The 19599-nt window shown below is 71.4% G+C and carries 14 protein-coding genes and 1 pseudogene; 13 read left to right on the top strand and 2 right to left on the bottom strand.

Annotation, left to right across the window (positions count from 1 at the left end; translation table 11 throughout):
- The first annotated feature begins 21 nt into the window (after positions 1–21).
- The 10 genes and pseudogenes from mreC to glnE all read left to right on the top strand — a co-directional run bounded on the left by mreC (position 22) and on the right by glnE (position 12842).
- Positions 22–1155: a rod shape-determining protein MreC gene (gene mreC, locus LAJ50_RS16215; RefSeq protein WP_138655306.1), complete on the top strand. Its 1134-nt coding sequence runs from the start codon at positions 22–24 to the stop codon at positions 1153–1155.
- The gene (gene mreD / locus LAJ50_RS16210; protein ID WP_130515623.1) at positions 1152–1631 is read left to right on the top strand and encodes a rod shape-determining protein MreD; all 480 of its coding nucleotides are present in this window, start codon (positions 1152–1154) and stop codon (positions 1629–1631) included. The genes mreC and mreD overlap by 4 nt, the downstream gene beginning before the upstream one ends.
- Positions 1632–1647: 16 nt before the next feature.
- Positions 1648–3483: pseudogene (gene mrdA, locus LAJ50_RS16205) on the top strand (penicillin-binding protein 2); the annotation flags it as partial.
- A gap of 170 nt (positions 3484–3653) precedes the next feature.
- Complete coding sequence (gene rodA, locus LAJ50_RS16200) at positions 3654–4769, top strand: rod shape-determining protein RodA (RefSeq protein ID WP_138655308.1); 1116 nt, start codon at positions 3654–3656, stop codon at positions 4767–4769.
- 99 nt (positions 4770–4868) lie between these two features.
- A complete protein-coding gene (gene mltB / locus LAJ50_RS16195; RefSeq protein ID WP_138655310.1) occupies positions 4869–6032 on the top strand; it encodes a lytic murein transglycosylase B in 1164 nt (387 codons plus the stop codon).
- On the top strand, positions 6029–7468 hold the full coding sequence (locus tag LAJ50_RS16190) for a septal ring lytic transglycosylase RlpA family protein (RefSeq protein WP_224096345.1): 1440 nt from the start codon (positions 6029–6031) through the stop codon (positions 7466–7468). Before mltB ends, LAJ50_RS16190 begins: the two co-directional genes overlap by 4 nt.
- 72 nt (positions 7469–7540) lie before the next feature.
- On the top strand, positions 7541–8740 hold the full coding sequence (locus LAJ50_RS16185) for a D-alanyl-D-alanine carboxypeptidase family protein (protein ID WP_130550126.1): 1200 nt from the start codon (positions 7541–7543) through the stop codon (positions 8738–8740).
- A gap of 170 nt (positions 8741–8910) precedes the next feature.
- Complete coding sequence (locus LAJ50_RS16180) at positions 8911–9189, top strand: DUF493 family protein (protein WP_130550125.1); 279 nt, start codon at positions 8911–8913, stop codon at positions 9187–9189.
- The gene (lipB, locus tag LAJ50_RS16175) at positions 9177–9905 is read left to right on the top strand and encodes a lipoyl(octanoyl) transferase LipB (RefSeq protein ID WP_138655431.1); all 729 of its coding nucleotides are present in this window, start codon (positions 9177–9179) and stop codon (positions 9903–9905) included. Before LAJ50_RS16180 ends, lipB begins: the two co-directional genes overlap by 13 nt.
- A gap of 105 nt (positions 9906–10010) precedes the next feature.
- Positions 10011–12842, top strand: a complete 2832-nt coding sequence (glnE, locus tag LAJ50_RS16170) for a bifunctional [glutamate--ammonia ligase]-adenylyl-L-tyrosine phosphorylase/[glutamate--ammonia-ligase] adenylyltransferase (RefSeq protein WP_138655429.1) — start codon at positions 10011–10013, stop codon at positions 12840–12842.
- Between the two features lie 360 nt (positions 12843–13202).
- Here glnE and LAJ50_RS16165 read toward each other — a convergent pair whose 3' ends face one another.
- On the bottom strand, positions 13203–14162 hold the full coding sequence (locus tag LAJ50_RS16165) for a mitochondrial fission ELM1 family protein (RefSeq protein WP_224096344.1): 960 nt from the start codon (positions 14160–14162) through the stop codon (positions 13203–13205).
- A 168-nt stretch (positions 14163–14330) separates the two neighbouring features.
- Between LAJ50_RS16165 and LAJ50_RS16160 the strand changes: the two genes are divergently transcribed.
- On the top strand, positions 14331–14921 hold the full coding sequence (locus LAJ50_RS16160; protein WP_138655336.1) for a malonic semialdehyde reductase: 591 nt from the start codon (positions 14331–14333) through the stop codon (positions 14919–14921).
- A gap of 80 nt (positions 14922–15001) precedes the next feature.
- Positions 15002–15580 carry a YceI family protein gene (locus LAJ50_RS16155; RefSeq protein ID WP_138655335.1) on the top strand — a complete coding sequence of 193 codons (579 nt, stop codon included), beginning with the start codon at positions 15002–15004 and terminating at the stop codon, positions 15578–15580.
- Between the two features lie 285 nt (positions 15581–15865).
- On the opposite strand, the gene LAJ50_RS16150 is transcribed toward LAJ50_RS16155, so the two are convergent.
- Entirely contained in the window at positions 15866–16528 is a 663-nt protein-coding gene (locus tag LAJ50_RS16150) for an HAD-IA family hydrolase (RefSeq protein WP_171044693.1), read from the bottom strand.
- A 269-nt stretch (positions 16529–16797) separates the two neighbouring features.
- Between LAJ50_RS16150 and LAJ50_RS16145 the strand changes: the two genes are divergently transcribed.
- Positions 16798–19587, top strand: a complete 2790-nt coding sequence (locus LAJ50_RS16145) for a TonB-dependent receptor (RefSeq protein ID WP_138655332.1) — start codon at positions 16798–16800, stop codon at positions 19585–19587.
- The last annotated feature ends 12 nt before the right edge of the window (positions 19588–19599 follow it).

The following is a 19599-nucleotide window of genomic DNA, read 5'->3' as shown; positions in this document are numbered from 1 at the left end:
CCCCTGGCCCCTGCCGAGTTCATGCCTTCCTACGCCGGCCCTCCCGTAGCCCCCCGTCCCGGCGAGATCGCCAGCTCGCTGCGGCTTCTGGCGTACCTGGCGCTGGGCGTGGCGCTGGTGATCCTGGACCACCGCGGCGGCTGGCTGGCGCAGGCCCGGCAGCAGCTGGGCCTGGCCGCGCAACCGCTGTGGTGGGTGGCCGGGCTGCCCGGCAAGCTGGGCGCGCGCCTGCAGGATGATGCGGCCACGCTCGGCCAACTGACCGATGAAAACCGCCGCCTGCGCGACGAGCTGCTGATCTCCAACGCGCGCCTGACCCGGCTGAGCGCGGCGGTGGCCGACAACGCCCAGCTGCGCGCCCTGCTCGGCGCGGCCGGCAACCGCGGCCTGGACGTGCAGCTGGCCGCGGTGCTCAACATCGACCTTGACCCGACCCGGCAGCGCCTGGTGATCGACGCCGGCAGCCGCGACGGCGTGCACGTGGGCCAGCCGGTGATCGACGCCGGCGGCCTGCTCGGCCAGATCGTGCAGGTGATGCCGACCTATTCCACCGTGCTGCTGCTGACCGATCCGGACCACGCCGTGCCGGTGATGGTCCAGCGCAGCGGCGTGCGCTTGCTGGCCTCCGGCAACGGCCGCAGCGACCAACTGCAGCTGGTCAACGTGCCGCTCAACGCCGACATCAAGGACGGCGACGTGGTGGTGACCTCCGGCCTGGGCGGACGCTTCCCGCCCGGCTTCCCGGTCGGCACCGTGGCCGACCTGCACGCCGACGACAGCCGCACCTTCCTGGTGGGTGACCTGCGCCCGGCCGCGCACCTGGACCGCGGGCGCAACGTCCTGCTGCTCAAGGCCGCGGCGGCCGTGCCGGCGGTGCCGGAGGTCGGGATGCCGGAGGAGGAGGCTGCGGCCGCAGGCCAGGAGCCCGGGAAAGGCAACGCCGGCGGGAAGAGCAGCGGTGGTGGCGTGGCAGGGGCGACCGCGTCGCAGCCCGCATCCGCCGCTTCCGCCACTCCCCCGGCGCCTCGTGCCCAGCCCGTAGCCCCAGCTCCCGGCGCCTCCGCTTCCGCCCCGGCTGCCGGTTCCCGCTCCCCGATCCCGGCCCCTGGTCCCCGGTCTCCGGCTCCCTCCTCCCCGCAGGAGCCCCGCCCATGAGCCGCCAGCGCAAAGGCTGGGTGCTGCCGGTGAGCGTGCTGGTCGCGCTGCTGCTGGCCCTGCTGCCGCTGCCGCCGCTGCTGCAGCCGCTGCGGCCGTACTGGCTGGCGCTCGTGCTGGCCTACTGGGTGATCGAGGAGCCCGAGCGGGTGGGGCTGGGCTTCGTCTTCGTGGTCGGGCTGATCGCCGACATCAGCTTCGGCGGCCTGCTGGGCGAACAGGCGCTGCGCCTGGTGGTGATGGCCTTCATCCTGCAGCGCTTCCGCGCGCGGCTGCGGTTCTTCCCGCTCTCGCAGCAGGCCCTGGCGCTGGGCGGCCTGCTGCTCAACGACCGCATCGTCGCCAGCGCGATCCACCTGGCCATCGGCGAGCCGCTGCTGCCCTGGGCCTACTGGTGGGCCCCGCTGATCGGCATGGCGCTGTGGCCGCCGGTGTTCGTGCTGCTCGACGCGCTGCGCCTGGGCCGGCGTTCCTGACCGGACAGCCCCGACCATGTCCCGTCGCCGCCCGCTCAAGAACGCCCATGCCGAGGCCGACCAGTTCCGCCGGCGCGCGGTGCTGGGCTTCCTGGGCGTGTTCGTCTGCCTGGCCGGGCTCGGCGCGTGGTACTTCAAACTGCAGGTGCTCGATCACGCCGAGTACGCCACGCGCTCGGAGGCCAACCGCATCAAGCTGCGCCCGGTGGTGCCGGCGCGCGGCAGCATCTACGACCGCAACGGCGTGCTGCTGGCCGAGAACATCCCGGCCTTCCGCCTGGACGTGGTGCCCGACCAGGCCGGCGATCCGGCGCAGTGGCTCGACGCGCTGGGCAAGGTGGTGGCGCTGGACCCGGAGGAGGTCCAGCACTTCCTGGCCGTGCGCAAGGTCAGCCGGGGGTTTCGCGGCATCACCATCAAGCCCAAGCTGAGCGAGGAGGAGATCGCCGCGCTGGCGGTGGACCGCTGGCGCTTCCCGGGCGTGGAAGTGGTGCCCTACCTGACCCGCCATTACCCCTACGGACCGCTGCTGGCGCACATCATCGGCTACGTCGGGCGCGTGGACGAGGCCGACCTGGCGCAGCTGGGGGAGGGCAACTCGGCCCTGACCCACGTCGGCAAGACCGGCCTGGAGCGCTATTACGAGCCGCAGCTGCGCGGCAGGGTCGGCTACGAGAAGGTCGAGACCAACGTGGAAGGCCGCGCGCTGGGCGTGGTCGGCCGGGTCCCGGCCCAGGCCGGCACCGACCTGAAGCTGTCCATCGACATCAAGCTGCAGCAGGCCATGACCGAGGCCTTCGGCCAGTACGAGGGCGCGGCGGTGGCGATGGACCCGCGCACCGGGCAGATCCTGGGCATGGTCAGCCTGCCCAGCTACGACACCAACCTGTTCGTCAACGGCATCTCGACCCGCGACTTCAAGGCGCTCAACGAGAACCCCTCGCGTCCCCAGTTCAACCGGCTGGTGCTGGGCGGCGTGGCGCCGGGCTCGACCATCAAGCCGCTGATGGGCCTGGCCGGGCTGGACAGCGGCACGCGCAAGCCGCAGGACAGGATCCTGTCCACCGGCATGTTCTACCTGCCCGGCGTCAGCCGCGGCTGGGGCGACTCGCATCGCGGCGGCCACGGCTGGACCGACCTGCGCAAGTCCATCGCCCAGTCGGTCAACACCTACTACTACAAGCTGGCCGTGGACATGGGCATCACCCAGGTCGACGCGTACATGACCAAGTACGGCTTCGGCGCGCCGACCGGCATCGACCTGGCCGGCGAGATCGGCGGCATCGTGCCGTCGCCGGCCTACAAGATGAAGAGCCGCAAGGAGGCCTGGTATCCCGGCGACACGGTCAACATCGCCATCGGCCAGGGCGACTGGAAGGTCACCCCGCTGCAGCTGGTGCGCGCCATCTCCGGCGTGGCCGACGGCCAGCTGCGCACCCCGCGCCTGGTGATGGACACGCGCAACGGCTTCGACCAGCCCTGGCAGCCGATCGCGCCCGGTCCGACCAAGCCGATCAGCGATCGCCCGGACAATTTGCAGTGGGTACGCGAGGGCATGATGGACACCATGCGCCCGGGCGGCAGCGGCTATGCCATCGCCGTCGGCGCGCCGTACCAGATGGCCGGCAAGACCGGCACCGCGCAGGTGGTCAGCCGCAAGGGATTGGCCGCGGTCGATCCGCGCAGCCTGCCCATGCACCTGCGTCACCGCTCGCTGTTCGAGGGCTTCGCCCCGGCCCAGGCGCCGACCATCGCCCTGGCCATCGCGGTGGAGGGCGGCGGCTACGGCGCCAGCACCGCCGCGCCGATCGCGCGCAAGATCTTCGACGCCTGGCTGCTGGGCAAGATGCCGGGCGACACGCCGGACGCGCCGGACATCGTCGTGCCCGAGGACGGCACGGACACCGGCGCCGCGCCGCCGGCCCCGTCCGAGATTCCGGGCGCGCCCGGGCCGACCCCGCCGCCGGCCCCGGCCGCGGCGCCAGTGCCGGCCGAAGCCCCGCGCGAACCACAGGCCGCGCCGTGACCGGGCTGCTGCGCTACCTGGGCGATCTGGCCTGGCGCTTCGCGCGCAGCCTGGACTGGGTGCTGTGCCTGGCCCTGGCCGGGGTGATGTGCTTCGGCCTGGCGGTGATGAAGAGCGCCGGCGGCGCGACCGGCGGCACCCATCTGGTGATCGCCCAGGGCATGCGCTTCGTCATCGGCGCCGGCGCGATGTGGGCGCTCTCGCGCGTGCAGATGCCGCGCCTGCGCGCCTGGACGCCGCTGATCTATGCGCTGTCCATGCTGCCGCTGCTGGCGGTGTTCGTGCTGGGCACCGGCAAGTACGGGCGCCAGTGGCTGGACCTGAAGGTGTTCTACCTGCAGCCGGCCGAGCTGCTGAAGATCACCATGCCGATGATGGTGGCCTGGTACCTGTACCGCGTGCCGCTGCCGCCGCGCATCTCCGCGGTGCTGGTCGCCGCGGTGATCATCGGCGTGCCGACCGGCCTGATCATGCTGCAGCCGGACTTCGGCACCGGCGTGCTGATCGCCGCCTCCGGCGCCTTCGCCCTGCTGCTGGCGGGCCTGCCGTGGTGGTGGGTCGGCATCGGCGTGGCCGGCGTGGCCAGCGCCGCGCCGGTGGCCTGGTTCTTCTTGCTGCGGCCCTACCAGAAGGACCGCATCATGATGTTCCTCAACCCCGAGAGCGATGCGCTGGGCGCGGGCTGGAACATCATCCAGTCCAAGATCGCCATCGGCTCGGGCGGACTGACCGGCAAGGGCTGGGGCCTGGGCAGCCAGTCGCATCTGAACTTCATCCCCGAGCAGACCACCGACTTCGCCTTCTCGGTGCTGAGCGAGGAGTTCGGCTGGATCGGCGTGGCCACGCTGCTGACGCTGTATCTGGTGATCGTCGGGCGCTGCCTGTGGATCGCCATGCAGGCGCGCGATACCTACTCGCGCGTGCTGGCCGGCTCGCTGGGACTGGCGTTCTTCGTCTACGTGCTGGTCAACGGCGGCATGATCTCCGGCCTGCTGCCGGTGGTGGGCGTGCCGATGCCGCTGATGAGCTACGGCGGCACCTCGGCGGTGTCGCTGCTGGCCGGCCTGGGACTGGTGATGGCAGTGCGCTCGCACCGGCCCGTGAACCGCTAGACGCCCGTCGCGATCGCGCGACGGCACATGAACAAAATCGGGCAAGTGACTGACAAGACAGGGTTCATTTCCCGTTATCGCATGCTAATCTCGGCGCCGATGATCCGACGCGCACTTGCCTGCCTGTTCACGCTCGGCCTGGTCGCCTGTGCGACCCAGCCAAGGCCTTCGACCCCGCCGAAACAGACCGCCCAGCAGCCGCGCTCGACGCCGGCCCTGCCGGCGCCGACCGGCCCCGCGCCGGCCGAGACCTCGGTCGAGCGCCGCACCGACGCGCCGACCGTGGACCTGACGCCGGTGCCGTTCGAGGTCGCGCGGGCCAACTTCATCCGCGACACCGCTGCGCGCTTCAGCCTGGATCCGGCCTTCATCGAGGCCACGCTGGCCCGCGCCAACTGGCGCGAGGACACGATCAAGCTGATGTCCAAGCCGGCCGAGCGCACCATCGGCTGGAACGAGTACCGGCCGCGCTTCATCACCGCCTCGCGCATCAGCGCCGGGCAGGCCTTCCTGGCCGAGCATCGCGCGCAGCTGAGCCGCGTCGAGCAGCGCACCGGCGTGCCGGCCGAGATCATCGTGGCGATCCTGGGCGTGGAAACCAGCTACGGCGGCTACACCGGCAAGACGCCGGTGATCGACGCGCTGTACACGCTGGCCTTCCGCTATCCGCGCAGCGGCAATCCCGACCGGGCCCAGTACGAGGCCCGTCGTGAGCTGTTCTTCCGCGACGAGCTGGCGCAGCTGTTCGCGCTGGCCAAGGAGCAGCGGCTGGACCTGTCCACGCTCACCGGCAGCTACGCCGGGGCGATGGGGCTGGGGCAGTTCATGCCCTCCAGCTATCGCGACTTCGGCGTGGACGGCGACGGCGATGGCCGCATCGACCTGCTGACCGACCTGGACGATGTCTTCGCCTCGGTGGCCAACTACTTCGTCAAGAAGGGCGGCGCCTACGGCTGGGAGCGCGGCGGCCCGGTGGCGGTGCAGGCCAGGCTGGCGCCGGGCGCGGTCGAGTTCAACCCCGACGACTGGACCCCAACCTGGACGCTGGGCGAGCTGGCCACGCGCGGCTACACCCCGCTGGCGCCGGTGCCGGCCGGCGAGACCGCCACGCCGGTGACGCTGTCCACCAGCAGCGGCCCGCAGTACTGGCTGGGCTTCCGCAACTACTACGCCATTACCCGATACAACAACTCCAAAATGTACGCGATGGCCGTATGGCAACTTTCCGAAGCGATCGCCGGCCGCCCGCTGCCGCCGGCATGAGGACCTGGCTGCTCCTGGCGCTGGTGGCGACCCTGGCGGCGTGCAGCAGCGCGCCGCGCAGCAAGGGCGCCAAGCCGGGCGAGGCCACCATCATCGTCCCCAAGGGCGAGAAGGCCCCGGCCGCGGTCGCCGCCGGCTGCCTGGGGCGTTACGCCCCGGCGGTCGAGGATCCGTCCACGCGCGGCGACTACACCGCCGGCGGGCTGTACAAGCCCGGCGTGTCCGACAGCACGCCCACCGAAGTGCCCGACGTGGACTGCATCGCCGAGCCGACCATCGCCGCCGAGCCGCTGTCGGACTACGGCAACAAGTCGCCCTACAGCGTGCTGGGCAAGAACTACACGGTGCTCGACACCGCCGCCGATTACGAAGAGACCGGCCTGGCCTCGTACTACGGGCAGAAGTTCCATGGCCGCAAGACCTCCAATCACGAGGTCTACGACATGTACCAGTTCACCGCCGCGCACAAGACGCTGCCGCTGCCCAGCTTCGCCCTGGTGACCAACCTGGACAACGGCAAGAACGTGATCGTGCGCGTCAACGACCGCGGGCCGTTCCACGATGGCCGCGTGATCGACCTCAGCTACGCCGCGGCGGTCAAGCTGGGCATCACCGGGCGCGGCACCGGCCGGGTCGAGGTCAAGGCGCTGCACCCGGACGACCCCAAGCTGCCGGCGCTGCTGGCCAGCCGCAACACGGTGCGCAGGCCGGTGGCCACCACTGTGGCGACCGGCGTGCCCACCACCATCGCCACCGGCAAGCCGGCCGCGGTCAAGCCCTCGGCCATGGACCAGCTGGTCGGCGGCCTGCCGGCGGCGTCGCGGACCGCGGCGGCGACGCCTGCCCCGGTGCCTGTCGCCAGTGCGGCGGCCACGGTGGCCGCGGCCCGCGCCGCGCCGGTGGGCACCAAGGCGGCGCCGAGCGATCCTTCACTGCGCTACCACGTCATTCCCAACACCCGCGAGCCGGCCAGCGCCGACCGGTTCGAGGCGTGGATGAAGAGTCAGGGCGTGCACGTGGCCACCGGCAGGCCCGGCGCCCCGGCGGCCACGCCGGCCACCGCGGTCGCCGCGGCCACGCCCGTCGCCGTCGCAGGCAAGGGCGCGGCGGAAGCGGCCCCGGCCGCGCGCCCGGTGCCGGCGCCGTCGCGGCCGGTCGCCCAGGCCGCCTCCGGCACGGGCTCGGGCACCTACGGGCAGACGGCCATGGCCGTGCTGCTGCAGGTCGCCAGTTTCGCCAGCCGCGACAACGCCGAGCGCGCCCTGGCCCGGCTGGTAGCGGCCGGCATCCCCACCGCCACCCTGAGCGATGTCATCGCCGGCGGCCGCACCCTGTGGCGCGTGCGGGTCGGTGCAGCGGACAATGACGGTGCCGACGCCCTGGCCGCGCGCATCGCCGGGCTGGGCTTCGCGCGGCCGCAGGTCGTGCGCGAGTGATCCGCACGCCGCCGCGCGGGTCGCGGTCGGCGTCCCCTTTCCCGTCTTCGCTTTTGCAAAGGTAAGTCCTCCATGAAGTTCCGTTTCGCCTTCGCTGCGCTGGCGACCGTCGCCTTCGGCGCGGCCATCGCCCAGACGCCGCCGCCCTCCGACGCCGTCACCGCGCCGCCGCCGGACATCAAGATCCCCGACGCGCCGGCGCCGGCCGTGGCCAAGGCCTGGATCGTGATGGACGCGGCCAGTGGCCAGGTGCTGGCCGGCAACAACATCCATGAGCACCTGGCCCCGGCCAGCATGACCAAGGTGATGACCTCCTACGTCCTCGCCGCCGAGCTGAAGGCCGGCAAGATCAAACGCGACGACCAGGTGATGATGAGCGAGCGCGCCTGGCGCGAGGGCGGCGCCGGCACCGACGGCAGCTACAGCGGCTTCCCGGTCAACCAGACCGCGCGCCTGGAGGACATGGAAAAGGGCATGGTGGTGCAGTCGGGCAACGACGCGGCCATCGCCCTGGCCGAGCACACCGCCGGCAGCGCGGAGGCCTTCGTCGAGCTGATGAACGCCTACGCCCAGCGCATCGGCATGAAGGACACCCACTTCGTCGACGTGCATGGCCTGGCCGCCGAAGGCCATTACTCCAGCGCCTACGACATGGCCCTGCTGGGCCGCGCGCTGATCCGCGATTACCCGGACACCTACGCCTACAACAGCATCAAGGAACTGACGGTCAACGGCATCACCCAGCCCAACCGCAACCTGCTGCTGTGGCGCGACCCGAGCGTGGACGGCATCAAGACCGGGCACACCTCGCAGGCCGGCTACTGCATCATGAATTCGGCCAAGCGCGGCGACCAGCGCCTGATCACCGTGATCATGGGCGACGTGTCGGAGAAGCAGCGCGCCACCGATTCGCTGGCCCTGCTCAACTGGGGCTTCCGCTTCTTCGAGACCCATCGCCTGTACGAACCGGGCAAGGTGCTGGCCACGCAGAAGGTGTGGAAGGGCGCGCAGCGCGAGGTGCAGCTGGGCGTGGCCGCGCCGCTGCTGGTGGGCGTGCCGCGCGGACGCTACGAGCAGCTCAAGCCGTCGATGGACGTGCCCAAGCAGCTGGTGGCCCCGATCAAGCAGGGTCAGCAGATCGGCACGGTCAAGGTGAGCCTGGATGGCAAGGTCATCGCCCAGGCGCCGCTGGTGGCGGTGAACGCGGTCGAGGAGGGTGGCTTCTTCCGCCGGCTGTGGGATGCGTTCTGGATGTGGTGGGAATCGGTCTGACCAAGGCCGTGCTGCGCGTGCGGGCGCCACTGGGCGTCCCTGCGCCAAGGTCGATGGGTTCCCGCTTGCGCGGGAGCCAGATTGGAAGGAGAAGCCGGCGCAAGCCGGCTTCTTCGCGTGTGGGCCACGGTGGACTTGGGTTTGCGCGGGTCCGACCCGATAATCCGCCGATGGACATCACCTCGGACAATCCCGAACACGGCTTCCAGTTCCCCGGCACCTTCGAGCTCAGCGCGATGGGCCGGGCCGGCATCGAACTGGAGCGCGAACTGCCGCGCCTGCTGGCCGGCGCCGGCGTGGACGTGCTCGAAGAGCGCGTGAGCTGGAAACACTCGGCCAACGGCAAGTACGTCTCGGTGCGCATCGCCTTCCGCGCCGAGTCGCGCGAGCAGTACGACGCGGCGCACATGGCGCTGCGGGGCCACCCGGAAGTGAAGTGGACGCTCTAGCCGCGTCCTGCCCCGACCCGCGCGGCGACGCGGCCATCGCCGCCCGCGCGCGGCTGCCGGCGACCGTGCGTGACCTGGGGCGGCAGCCGTACGAACCGGTGTGGCGCGCGATGCAGGCCTTCACCGACGCGCGCGATGAGACCACGCCCGACGAACTGTGGCTGGTCGAGCACGACCCGGTGTTCACCCTGGGCCAGGCCGGCAGGCCCGAGCACGTGCTCGCCCCGGGCGGGATCCCGGTGCTGCACGTGGACCGTGGCGGCCAGGTGACCTACCACGGCCCCGGCCAGATCGTGCTCTACCCGCTGCTGGACCTGAAGCGGCTGAAGATCGGCGTGCGCGACTACGTGTGCCGCATCGAGCAGGCGATCATCGACACCTGCGCCGAATGGAACATCCACGCCGAGCGCAAGGACGGCGCACCCGGGGTGTACGTGGCCGGCGCCAAGATCGGCGCGCTCGGCATCCGCGTGCGCCGCGGCTGCACCTTCCACGGCCTGAGCTTCAACATCGCCATGGACCTGGAGCCGTTCCACCGGATCAATCCCTGCGGCTACGAGGGTCTGCAGACCGTGGCCCTGTCGGACCTGGGCGGCCCGTCGTCGCTGGCGGCGGTGGAGGCGGTGCTGCTGGAGAAGATCGCCGCGCTGTTCGGGCTGGCGCTGACCCGCGCCGACGGACTGCCGCCCGGTGTCCCCGCGCCGCACGCGGCCTAGCGCATACGTCCTAGGGAAAGCCACCCTTGTGGAAGCCGCCATGGCGGCTCCCACGGGGCATCGTGAGCGCCATGCACCACACGGGCTGATGCACACTTGCCGCCCATGATCGATGTGCAAGCCCATGTCGCCGCGTCCCTGCGCCGCCTGATCGCCGCGGCGCCCGAGCTCGAGGCCACCCTGGAACAGCCGCAGGCGCGGGCCGCGGTCGAAGCGCTGGCGCTGGTCAGCGATTTCGCCATCGACACGCTGTGCCGGCAGCCGGCGCTGCTGGACGAGCTGCTCGACGATGCCGCCACCGCCTTCGCGCCGCCGGACCTGCGGCAGGCGCCGGCCGCGCAGTGGCCGGCGCTGCTGCGGCGCTTCCGCGCGGCCGAATCCACCCGGCTGGTCTGGCGCGACGTGGTCGAGGGCGCCGAGGTCGACGAGGTCCTGGCCGGCAGCACGGCGCTGGCCGAGGCCTGCCTGCATGCCGCGCTGGATGCGCTGGAGGACGAGTTCGCCCAGCGCCACGGCGTGGTGCGCGATGCCCAGGGCCAGCGGGTGCGGCTGGTGGTCTTCGGCCTGGGCAAGCTCGGCGGTGGCGAGCTGAATTTCTCCTCCGACATCGACCTGGTCTACGCCTTCGCCGGCGGCGGCGAGTCAGAACCATTCTCCGCGCAGGCGGGGAAGCCGCGTGCGCTGGCGGCCGAGGAGTACTTCTCCCGCCTGGGACAGCGGCTGGCCCGGCTGCTGGACGAGACCACCGCCGAGGGCTTCAGCCACCGCGTCGACCTGCGCCTGCGGCCCTACGGCAGCGCCGGGCGGGTGGCGCTGTCGTTCGCGGCGATGGACCGCTACTTCCAGACCGAAGGCCGCGACTGGGAGCGCTACGCCTGGCTCAAGGCGCGCGCGGTGGCCGGCGATGTCGCGGCGGGCGAGGCCTGGCTGCGCACGCTGCAGCCGTTCGTGTACCGGCGCTACCTGGACTTCACCGCGCTCGATGGCCTGCGCGCGATGAAGGCGATGATCACCGCCGAGGTCGCGCGCCGCGAACTGGCCGACGACATCAAGCGCGGGCCGGGCGGCATCCGCGAGATCGAGTTCCTGGCCCAGGCGCTGCAGCTGGTGCACGGCGGCCGCGATGCGCGCCTGCGCCAGCGCGGCCTGCGCGCGGCCTTGCAGGCCCTGGTGGAGGCGCGTCTGCTCGCGCCGGAAACCGGCATCGCGCTGGGTCAGGCCTACCGCTTCCTGCGCGTGCTGGAGAACCGCCTGCAGATGCTGCGCGATGCGCAGACCCACGTGCTGCCCGACGACCCGCAGGACGCGCTGCGCATCGCGCGCGGGCTGGGCCATGCCGACAGCGAGGCGCTGCGTGCGGCGCTGGCCGCGCAGCGCGCGGTGGTCGGCGCGGCCTTCGCCCCGCTGATGGCCGCGCCGGCCGATACCGAGGACGCCTCGGCGCTGGCGCCGTTCCAGCGCATGCTCGAGGGCGCCAACGCGACGCAGGCGCTGGAGGAGGCCGGCTTCGCCGATGCCGCGCAGTCGGCGTCGCGGCTGCAGGACTTCCTCGCCTCTCCGGGCGTGGCGCACCTGTCCGACAGTGCGCGGGCGCGGCTGGAGCGCGTGCTGCCGGCCATGCTGCAGGCCGCGGCCGCCTCCGACCTGCCCGACGCGGCGCTGCAGCGCTGCCTGGCGCTGCTGCAGTCGATCCTGCGCCGCACCAGCTATCTGGCGCTGCTGGACGAGGTGCCCAGCGCGCTGGCGCGCCTGGTCGACGTGGTCGCGCGCAGCGCCTGGCTGGCCGAACGCGTGGCCCAGTACCCGCTGCTGCTGGACGAACTGCTCGACGCGCGCGCCGCTGGGCCCTTGCCCGATCGCGCCGCGATGCAGGCCGCCTGCGCCGCCGCGGGCCAGCACGCCGACCCGGAGCAGGCGCTGCGCCGTCTCAACGAAACGCGCCTGGCCTTCAGCTTCCGCATCGCGCTGGCGGCGCTGGACGCGCGTCAGCCGCCGCACGATTCGGCGCGGCAGCTGGCGTGGCTGGCCGATGCGGTGTGCGTGCAGGTGCTGGCGATGGCGCGCGCTTCGGTCGAACAGGCCCACGGCCGGGTGCCGGGCGGCCAGTTCGGGCTGGTCGGCTACGGCAGCCTGGGCGGGTTGGAGATGGGCTTCGGCTCGGACCTGGACCTGGTGTTCCTCTACGACGCGCCGGCCGATGCGCTCTCCGAGCCCGCGCAGGCGGGGAGCGTGCGCGCGCTGGAGCCGGGGCGCTACTACGCCCGCGTGGCGCAGAAGGTCGTCGCCCTGCTGGAAACCATGACCGGCGCCGGCCGCCTGTACGCGGTGGACGTGCGCCTGCGCCCGGACGGCGCCAAGGGCCTGCTGGTGACCTCGCGCGCCAGCTACGCGGACTACCAGCGCCAGCGCGCCTGGACCTGGGAGCATCAGGCGCTGGTGCGCGCGCGTCCGGTCGTCGGCGACGCCGCGCTGCTGCAGGCCTTCGAGCGCATCCGCGCCGACACGCTCGGCCGCGCGCGCGAGGCCGCGGTGCTGCGTCAGGACGTGGTCCACATGCGCGCACGCATGCGCGCCGAGCTGGACCGCAGCGGCCCGGGGCGCTTCGATCTCAAGCAGGGCGCCGGCGGGCTGGTGGACCTGGAGTTCCTGCTGCAGGCACGCGTGCTCGAACATGCCGCCGCGCATCCGGCCGTGCTCGCCGCACGCAACACGCGCGACCTGATCGCCGCGCTGGCCGAGGCCGGGCTGCTCGAAGCCGGCGAGCGCGCGGCGCTGCTGGAGGCCCATGCCACCCTGCTCGCCGCCGGCCTGTCGTGCACGCTGGACCGCCGCCCGCGCCTGACCGCGCCGACGCCAGCGCTGGAGCACGCGCGGCAGGCGGTGACGGCGGCCTGTCGGGCCCATGGCTTGGCGTTCGCCCCAGGGAAGGACGTCTGAAAGCCCAAGGATTCGGTCATCCCGCGCATGCGGGAAGGGCTGTTCGGCGGACGCATGTCCGACAGTCCCGTGCCTGTGCTGCTCCGCGCGAGAGTCCCTGGGTTCCCGCATTTGCGGGAACGACGGTCCGGTTGAGTGCGCGCGCCTCAACTTGCCAGACGTGGCCTGAGCGAAGCGGCCCAGTCGCTGCCGCAGAACGCAGCGGCTGCTGAGCGACGCAGGTCCTCCTGTGGGAGCCGCCATGGCGGCGATGGGCTTTACCGGGAGAGCCCTGTCGCCGCCATGGCGGCACCCACCGAGCAAAGCACGGCGCGGGCCCGGCCCGTTTGGATCCTCCTGCTGCGCGCTGTGGATCTCACCTCAAGCCTCATTCCCCACACCCAACCGCTCGCGCACCAGCGCGGCGATCCGCGCGGTCTCGCGCAGCGGGGTGACGGGAAACGGCGCGAGCTCCTCGTCCAGTGCCGCGATGCGGCCACGGGCCTGCAGCGCGGCGAGGAAGCGCGCCGGCCGGCCGGCCACGCGCTGCGGCGCATGCACGAATACCGGCGCAGAGGTGGCGCAGGCCTCGGACAGCATGTTGACCGAGTCGGCGGTGCAGACGATGCGGTCGGCGAAGGCGAGCAGGCCGGCGTAGGGGTTGGGCCCGTCCTGCGCGCCGGTCCACACCCGGTGCGGCGCGCCGGCGTAGCGACGGCGCACCGCCTCGACCAGCGCCGGCGGCGTGCGCCGCGACACGGTGGCCATCACCGTGCCGCCGTGCGCGTGCAGCGCGGCATCGAGCGTGGCGAAGATGGTGGCCAGGTCGTCCAGGTCCAGCCGTGCATGCGCGCTGGGGCCGCCGATCAGCAGCGCGGTGCGCGGGCCGGGCAGCGCGCCCAGGGCAGGGAACGCCGCGCGCGCCTGCGCCAGCCAGGCCGCATCGACCGGGTGCAGGCTGCCCAGCAGGGTCAGCACGTTGGCCGCGCGCAGGCCGTCGTGCGCCGGCGCGATCACCAGGTCCCAATACTTCGGTGCCAGGCGTGGGTCCAGGATCTGTACGGCCTGGGCGCCGCGCGCGCGCAGCAGCCGCGTGGCCAGCGCGGCCTGGCGCCCGCAGCCGATCGCCAGCCGCGGCGGCGTGGCCAGGGCCTGCGCGAAGCCGGGTCCGAACGCCCGCGCCGCGCCCGGGAGCCGGCGTGGCGCCAGCGCCTTCCATGGCGCGCGCGGCTGCAGCGTCCAGGCCTGGGCGGGCATGCCCAGGGCCCGTGCCAGCGCGTCGGCCTGACGCACGTTGCCGGCATGGCCGTCGGTGAGAGTCCAGAGATGCGCTGGCGTCATGGGCAACGTTCGACGAAACCGACAAAGGGGTCAGGAGGGGATTTGTGCCGCAACCCAAAACAATCCGTTGCGGATGGCCTTGGTGCCGCCGGGGTGGTCGCACCCTACACTGCGGCCGGTTGTCGCGCTGGTTCGGCGCATCCCCATGGCCCTGACGGAGTTGTTCCGATGTCGCAGTCCCTCGATGCCGCCGCGCTCGACCAGCTGTTCCGCAGCGCGCGGACCTACAGCGCCTTCACCGACAAGCCGGTGACGGACGAGACGCTGCACGCGCTCTACGACCTGCTCAAGTGGGGCCCGACGGGCGCCAACAGCACCCCGGCGCGCTTCCTGTTCGTCCGCTCGCCCGAGGCCAAGGAAAAGCTCAAGCCGGCCCTGGCGCCGGGCAACGTCGACAAGACCATGGCCGCGCCGGTCACGGCGATCGTGGCCTACGACCTGGATTTCCACGAGCAGCTGCCCAAGCTGTTCCCGCATGTCGACGCCAAGGCCTGGTTCGACGGCCCGCAGGAAGCGCGCCGCGAACCGGCCCAGCTCAGCGCAGTGCTGCAGGGCGCCTATCTGATCATGGCCGCGCGTGCGCTGGGCCTGGATGCCGGCCCGATGTCCGGCTTCGACGCGAGCAAGGTCGATGCGGCCTTCTTCGACGGCACGCCGGTCCGCGCCAGCTTCCTGGTCAATCTGGGCTACGGCGATGCGTCCGCGCTGCACCCGCGCCTGCCGCGGCTTTCGTTCGAGGAGGCCGCCCGCATCGCCTGATGCGACGGCCGTTCGCGATTCACCCGGCGGCAACGCCACCGCTGTTCCCTTAGCGCCACATCACCCAAGGAGTTCACCGCATGCGCAAGTTCCTGCTCGCCGCCGCCCTGTCGGCCCTGGTCGCCCCGGCCTTCGCCGCCCCGACCACCTACAAGCTCGATCCGGGCCATACCGACGTGATCGCCACCTGGAACCACTTCGGCTTCTCCAACCCCAGCGCCCACTTCGGCAACGTCGATGGCTCGCTGACCTACGACCCGGCCAACGTCGCCGCTTCCAGCGTCCAGGTGACGCTGCCGCTGTCGGGCCTGGAGAGCTTCGTGCCGAAGTTGAACGAGCACCTGGCCGGCAGCGACTTCTTCGACGCGGCCAAGTTCCCCACCGCCACGTTCAAGTCCACCAAGGTGCAGTCGACCGGCAAGGACAAGCTCAAGGTCACCGGCGATTTGACCATCAAGGGCATCACCAAGCCGGTCGTGCTGGACGTGACCCTCAACAAGGTCGGCGAGCATGCGATGAAGAAGGTGCAGTCGATCGGCTTCGACGCCACCGCCACGGTCAAGCGTTCGGACTTCGGCGTGGGCAACTACGCGCCGATGGTCAGCGACGAGGTCAAGCTGCACATCACCACCGAGGCAGACGCGGCCAAGGCCAAGTAAGCCCCGCGCGGCCGCCCTGGCCGCGTCTTGCGCAAGCACGAAAGCCGCTGGGCATGTCCCAGCGGCTTTTTCTTTTGGGGCGCTTCGCGCAGCGCGAGTCGGAGATTCCATTTTACGGAGCAGCCTCGACCCGGCCGGGCGCGGCTCCTCGGCTCGATGCGCCCTCTAGGGCGGACTCGCAGCGCGGGCCATCCTAAGGCCCGCTCTCCGCACGCCCAGCAGGTCGAGGCTCCGCGAGCGTACAGCCGGCTCCCACATGGAGCGGACAGCTTCACAGGATCTCTTTCAGGCGCCGGTTTCCAGACCGTACAGCGCCAGCGCGCGCCGCAGCGTGGCGGCACTGGTGAAGCCCAGCGCGTCCAGCCCGGCCGCGCGCGCGCCGCTGACGTTCTCGTCGCGGTCGTCGATGAACAGCGTCTGCGCCGGCGTCGCATCCAGCAGGGCGAGCGCGCGCAAGTAGGCCTCCGGTGAAGGCTTGGCGATGCCGACATCGCCCGCGCCCACGACGCGACCCTCGAACAGCGGGAACAGCGGCGGACAGATGCGCGCCAGATGCAGGGTCAGGAACGGCCCGTTGTTGGTGAAGATCGCCACCGCCGCCCGGCGCGCCACCGCGCCGGCCAGCGCCACCATCGCCGGATCGGCCGGCGTGGCCACCGCGCGCGCGGCAATGCAGTCCTCCAGCGACAGGCGCGCGCCGAGCCGACGCGAGAGCTCGTCGGCGTACTCGGCCGGCCGCCACAGGCCGACGTCCGACTCGTGCTCCAGCCCCGAATCGAACAGCGCCGCCTGCACCGCCGCCGGCGTGGTGCCGCTGCGGCGCGCCAGCTCGCACAGGCGCAGGCGGCGGTCGTAGCGGGCCAGCACGTCGTCCAGGTCGAACAGCACCAGCCCGGGCTGGCGCGAGGGGCGGGTCGCGGGCACGGCCTGGGAAAGGGATTGCGGCATCGGCGACATGAACAGGTCAGGGAAGGGGAGCTGCGGAGCATAGCCGCCCCGGGTGGGTGGGCCACGGTTGTCCCATTTCCTGTCCTGGCCTACCCGCCAAGGCGCCACTCACCCGTCGCGAGGGATGGCCAGGGTGACAGCTGAGGTTAGCTTCGTTTCAACGCAGGGCGTCGCCTTCCGGCATGCCGCACGGTCAAGGGGGCCGTCGCGCCGCCCTGCGCCCCCCCCACCTCGCTTTACCTATTCCCGCCTTGCAAGGAGTATCGGTCATGCGCAGTCGCTTCACCCGCCATTCCCTCGCCGTCGCCGTCGCCGCCTCCCTGGCCCCCTCCCGCGCGGGCCTGCGCGGCCTGTCCTCCGCCATGCTGCTGGGCCTGGCGGTCCAGGCGGCCAGCGCCGCGGACCTGCCTGCGCCCGCACCGGCCCCGGCCGCCGACGAGACCCCGGCCGAACCCCAGGCCAAGACCCTGGACGCCGTCAGCGTCATCTCCACCGGCACGCGCAAGGCCAACATGGCCGTGACCGACAGCCCGGCGCCGATCCAGCTGGTCAGCGCCGAGGCGCTGTCCAAGACCGCCGCGCCGGACCTGATGAACGCCATCGCCAATCAGGTCCCCTCGTACAACGCCTCGCAGGTCGGTGGCGACATGGCCAGCCAGACCCTGACCGCCTCGATGCGCGGCCTGACCGCCAACCACACCCTGGTGCTGGTCAACGGCAAGCGCCGCCACGTCACCTCCAACTTCGGCGTGGCCGGCAGCGGCGAGATGGCGACCGACCTGTCCTTCATCCCGCAGTCCGCGATCGACCACGTCGAAGTGCTGACCGATGGCGCCGCGGCGCTGTACGGCTCGGACGCCATCGCCGGCGTGATCAACATCATCCTGAAGAAGAACTCCTCCGGCGGCGAGTTCGACGCCGGCTACGCGGGGTACTCCGACGGCGGTGGCGGCACCGATTCGTGGGGCGGCAACATCGGCCTGGGCGGCGACAACGGCTTCGTCAGCATCAGCGTGGAGGCCGAGAACCGCGAGTCGGTCTACCGCTTCTCCAACCCCAGCTACGCCAACTGCCTGCTCAACCAGGACGCGTGTCGCGCCTACGCGACCGCCAACGGCCGCTCCGACCTGCTCAGCCGCCTGGCCAACGACCAGGGCGCGCTGCTCAACAAGCGCTTCCCCGGCCTCAACGCATGGCTGAACCCACCCGAGGTGCATCGCAAGATCGCCATGTTCAACGCCGGCTACGACTTCGGCGACGGCCTGGAGTTCTACGCCTTCGGCAGCTACGGCAAGAAGACCGCCCAGTCCGAGGAGAACTACCGCCGTCCCTCGCAGGACGGTGGCTACACCGATCCGGTGACCGGCGAGGTCAAGCACAAGTACGCCTACGGCTTCAATCCGTCCGAGCGTTCGGAGGAGAAGGACTACGACATGACCTTCGGCCTGAAGGGCGATTTCGCCGATGGCTGGATGTGGGACGTGTCGACCGAGTACGGCCGCAACGAGATGGACGTCTACACCGTCAACTCGATGAACTTCTCGCTCTGGCAGGACACCGGCAGTTCGCCGGAGAACTTCTACGACGGCACCTTCTACACCACCCAGTGGGACACCAACGCCAGCGTCACCAAGGACTTCGACATCGGCCTGAGCGGCGGCCCGCTGACCCTGAACGCCGGCCTGAACTACCGCCGCGACGAGTACGGCATCGAGGCCGGCGAGCCGGCCTCGTACTACGGCGCCGGCGCCTCGTCCTTCCCCGGCTACAACCCGCTGTCGGCCGGCGACTACTCGCGCCACAGCCAGGCGGTGTTCGCCGACGTGATCCTGTACCCGGCCGATGCCTGGCTGGTCGACATCGCCGGCCGCTACGAGAAGTACAGCGACTTCGGCAGCAAGGCGATCGGCAAGTTCACCACCCGCTACGACTTCTCCGACACCTTCGCCATCCGCGGCACGGCCAGCACCGGCTTCCGCGCGCCGAACATGGGCGAGAACTACTACACCGCCATCCAGGTCAGCCCCACCGGCGCGACCGCCACCCTGGCCGGCGCCTCGGTCGGCAACGGCCTGAAGCCGGAGACCAGCAAGAACCTCTCGCTGGGTCTGGTGTTCTCGCCGCTGCCCAACCTGACCTCGACCCTGGACGCCTACCAGATCAAGATCTCCGACCGCACCTACATGGGCTCCTTCGCCTATTCGCAGGCGCAGTCGGCGGCCACGCGCACCGGCCGCACCACCGGCAGCTGGAACGCCGACCTGCCCGATCCGGCCGACACCGACGGCGACGGCGTGCCGGACGACAACTACAACCAGATCCTGGGCGACGCCCTGGTCGCCGGCGGCTTCATCAGCAACGCCAACGATCCGTCCGCGCCGGGCGGCAGCTTCGACCAGACCGCGCGCGCCAACATCAACCTGAGCTTCCTCAGCAACGTGCTGGACACCAAGACCACCGGCGTGGACTGGGTGACCAACTACACCAGCGACCTGTCCTGGGGCTCGATCGACTGGCTGCTGGCCGCCAACTACAACAAGACCGAGGTGACCCGCGCCGGCCGCGTGCCGGGCTTCGAGAGCATCCCGCTGTTCACCGAGGCCAACATCTACGACATCGAGCACGCCAGCCCGAAGTTCCGCGTCAACCTGGCGGCGACCTTCAACTGGCAGAAGTTCACCCTCACCCTGCGCGAGTCGATCTATGGCCCGCAGACCCAGGTCAACAGCCTGGCCGGCTACGAGAGCCTGGCCGACCAGCTGGACGTGGTCACCCTGGGCGGCGGCGACTACTACAAGCTCAAGATCGGCACGATGGCCACCACCGGCTTCGACCTGAGCTTCAAGCCCAACGACAGCTGGTCGCTGAGCGTGGGCGGCGACAACGTGTTCAACAAGTATCCCGACAAGATCCCGTCGGCGGTGTGGGACTACGACGTGGCCAACTACCAGAACGGCAACAACCAGTACATCGCCAGCAGCAACTACGCCGGCTTCAGCGGCAGCCCGATCGGCTACTTCGGCGCGCGCTACTACGCCAAGCTCACCTACCGCTTCTGATCCAACCGCCGC

It is taken from the genome of Pseudoxanthomonas sp. X-1, assembly GCF_020042665.1.
GTDB classification, from domain to species: domain Bacteria; phylum Pseudomonadota; class Gammaproteobacteria; order Xanthomonadales; family Xanthomonadaceae; genus Pseudoxanthomonas_A; species Pseudoxanthomonas_A spadix_A.
The sequence above is the reverse complement of the archived record's forward strand: the minus strand, read 5'-3'. Positions and strand labels throughout refer to the sequence as shown.